This is a genomic window from Spirillospora sp. NPDC049652 (assembly GCF_040675125.1).
Classification (GTDB): Bacteria; Actinomycetota; Actinomycetes; order Streptosporangiales; family Streptosporangiaceae; genus Spirillospora.
The window spans coordinates 1-2,850 of the sequence record NZ_JBFAOF010000915.1; the positions used below are offsets into that span (position 1 = coordinate 1).

At 76.4% G+C, this 2,850-nt stretch carries 4 protein-coding genes; 2 read left to right on the forward strand and 2 right to left on the reverse strand.

Features of this window, described 5'->3' with window-relative positions; genetic code table 11:
• Both AB0J52_RS34795 and AB0J52_RS34800 read left to right on the forward strand, forming a co-directional pair.
• Window positions 1–377 (forward strand): AIR synthase-related protein (locus tag AB0J52_RS34795; protein WP_500187151.1); only part of this gene is annotated, 377 nt, incomplete at its 5' end.
• 90 nt (window positions 378–467) lie between these two features.
• The gene (locus AB0J52_RS34800) at window positions 468–1,115 is read left to right on the forward strand and encodes a class I SAM-dependent methyltransferase (RefSeq protein ID WP_500187152.1); all 648 of its coding nucleotides are present in this window, start codon (window positions 468–470) and stop codon (window positions 1,113–1,115) included.
• 50 nt (window positions 1,116–1,165) lie between these two features.
• On the opposite strand, the gene AB0J52_RS34805 is transcribed toward AB0J52_RS34800, so the two are convergent.
• The gene (locus tag AB0J52_RS34805) at window positions 1,166–1,837 is read right to left on the reverse strand and encodes a response regulator transcription factor (protein ID WP_500187153.1); all 672 of its coding nucleotides are present in this window, start codon (window positions 1,835–1,837) and stop codon (window positions 1,166–1,168) included.
• A partial coding sequence (locus AB0J52_RS34810) for a sensor histidine kinase (protein ID WP_500187154.1) occupies window positions 1,726–2,850 on the reverse strand: 1,125 nt, incomplete at its 5' end. The genes AB0J52_RS34805 and AB0J52_RS34810, both read right to left, overlap by 112 nt.

Below are 2,850 nucleotides of genomic sequence, written 5' to 3' on the forward strand. Positions count from 1 at the left end.
GCGCCGCCACCGACGTCACCGGGTTCGGGCTGCTCGGCCACCTGCACCGGATGCTGCGCGCGAGCGGGCTGGCCGCCGAGGTCCGCGCCGACGCCGTCCCGCTGCTGCCGGGCGCTCTCGCCCTGGCCGCCGCCGGTCTCGTCCCGGGCGGGACGAACGCCAACATGTCGCATCTGGCCGACTTCGTCACCGTCGCCGCCGGGGTGCCGCGCGAGGTGGCCGTCCTGCTGCACGACGCGCAGACCTCCGGCGGGCTCCTCCTCGCCGTCCCGGGCGACCCGACAAGCCTCCTCGCCGAGCTGCGCGGGCACGGCCTGCCCGCCGCGCTCGTCGGCCAGGTGACCGACGGCGAGCCGGGCCGGATCGCGGTCGTCTAGCTACGGGCCTCCCTTGCGTGCCTGCCGGGAGCGCGGGGAAGGAAGACCGGTGAGCGGCCGTGAGCGAGTGTCCAGGAGGAGGGGGCGGCGATGGCGAAGGTGGGGGAGGAACGCGGGCATCCGCTGTTCGCCCGTTACTATGCCCGGCTGATCCCCCTGCTGGAGGAGAAGCTCACGACCGCGCGCGCCGAACTGCTCAAAGGGGTCCGCGGCGAGGTCATCGAGGTCGGCGCCGGGACCGGATCGACCTTTCCGTACTACCCGCCCGAGGTCGAGCGCCTCCTGGCGGTGGAGCCGGAGGGCCGCCTGCGGGAGGTCGCCAGGGACGCCGCCGCGCGCTCGTCCCTGCCCATCGAGATCGTGGCCGGGACCGCCGGAAGGCTTCCCGTCGCGGACGCCTCGTTCGACGTGGCCGTGGTGTCGCTGGTGCTGTGCACCGTTCCCGACCAGGCCGCCGCGCTCGCCGAACTGCGCCGCGCGCTGAGGCCGCGCGGCGAGCTGCGGTTCTTCGAGCACGTCCGCGCCGGGACACCCGGACGGCGGCGCGTGCAGAGCGTCCTCGACGCCACGGTCTGGCCCCGGTTCGTCGGCGGCTGCCGGGTCGGCCGCGACACGGTCGCCGCCATCCGCGCCGCCGGGTTCGAGATGGAACGGCTCGACCACCTGGACCGCGCCGACACGGGCCTCTCCTTCCCCGCCGCCCCGCAGGTGCTCGGCACCGCCCGCCGCCCGGCCTGACCCGCCGCCTCCGTCCCCGCCCTCCGCGCGGCTCGGTGGTCGGCTCGTGGTCACCCGCGCGGCTCGGCGCCGAGGTAGGTCAGGACGGCGCGGACGCGGCGGTGGTCGTCCTCGTCCGGAGGCAGCCGCAGCTTCGCGAGGATGGCGCGGACGTGCTTGGCGACCGCCGCGTCGCCGACCGCGAGCGCGCGGGCGATCGCCGCGTTCGACCGGCCCTCCGCCATCAGCCCGAGCACCTCGCGCTCCCGCGCCGTGAGTGCCGCCAGCGGGTCGCGGCGGCGCAGCAGCAGACGGCGGACGACCTCCGGGTCCACGGCGGTGCCGCCCGCCGCGACCCGCTCCACCGCCTCGGCGAACTCCTCGATGTCGCCGAGGCGGTCCTTCAGCAGGTAGCCGACGCCCGCGCCGCCTTGCGAGGTCAGCAGCTCGGCCGCCGAGTCCCGCTCGACGTACTGGCTCAGCACGAGCACCGGCAGCCCCGGACGGGCCGCGCGCAGCTCCAGCGCGGCCCGCAGCCCCTCGTCGGAGAAGCCCGGCGGCATCCGGACGTCGGTGACCACCAGGTCCGGGTCGTGTTCGGCCACGGCCGCGACCAGCGTTGGCGCGTCGCTCACCGCCGCGACGGCGCGGTGCCCGAACCGGCGGAACAGTCCGGGCAGCCCCTCGCGCAGCAGGAGGCCGTCCTCGGCCAGGACGATCCGGAGTGGTCGGTCGGCGCACACGGAAGCTCCACGCGAAGCACGGTCGGTCCCTGGGGCGGGCTGGTCAGCGACAGCCTGCCATCGACGGCCGCGACCCGCGCGGCCAGGCCCGCCAGGCCCGTCCCGGCCGACGGGTCCGCGCCGCCTTCGCCGTCGTCCTCCACCTCCACCACGAGCACGCCCGGCTCGACGCCGCCCCGGACCGTCGCCCGCTCGGCCCGGCTGTGCTTGGCGACGTTGGCGAGCGCCTCGCTGACCACGAAGTACGCGGTGCTCTCCAGGGCGGGCGGCAGCCGTCCGGGCAGGTCCAGGTCCACCTGGACGGGCACCGGCGAGCAGTCCGCGGCGTCCTCGACGGCGGCGAGCAGGCCGCGGTCGCTGAGCACGCCGGGGTGGACGCCCCGGATCAGCTTCCGCAGCTCGTCCAGGACGAGCCGGGACTCGTGGTGCGCCTTGTCCACCAGCGCGGACGCCTCGTCGCCGGTGCTGATCCGGGCCAGGCCGAGCGTCATGGTCAGCGCGACGAGCCGCTGCTGCGCCCCGTCGTGCAGGTCGCGTTCGATGCGCCGCCGCTCCACCTCGAACGCGTCGACGAGCTCCGACCGGGACCGCGTCACCTCCGCCAGCCGCCGCCCCAGCTCCCCCTCGCGGGTCGTGAGCAGGGCCCGCGCCAGCGCGGCGCGAGCGGCGGCGGCCGCGGTCAGGGCGTACCCGGCGACGGGCACCAGCAGCAGGCCCACGGGCACCAGCGCCCAGGCCTGTGCGGGACTGCTCACCGAGACCAGCTTCAGCACCTGGATCCGGTCGTCGCCGGGATCGGCGAACGACTGCGCGTACGGGGCCGAGAGCAGGGCGCACGGGAAGACCAGCCCCATGACCAGCACCGACAGGTCGAACACCCAGAGGACGGCCGTCAGCAGCAGCGCGTAGGCGAGTTCCCGCCAGGTGGCCTGCTCCCGGTAGCGGAACAGCGCCCACGGCCACGCCCCAGGACGCGGCGGCCGCCCGTGCCCGCTCCGCGCCGGCCGCCGGTC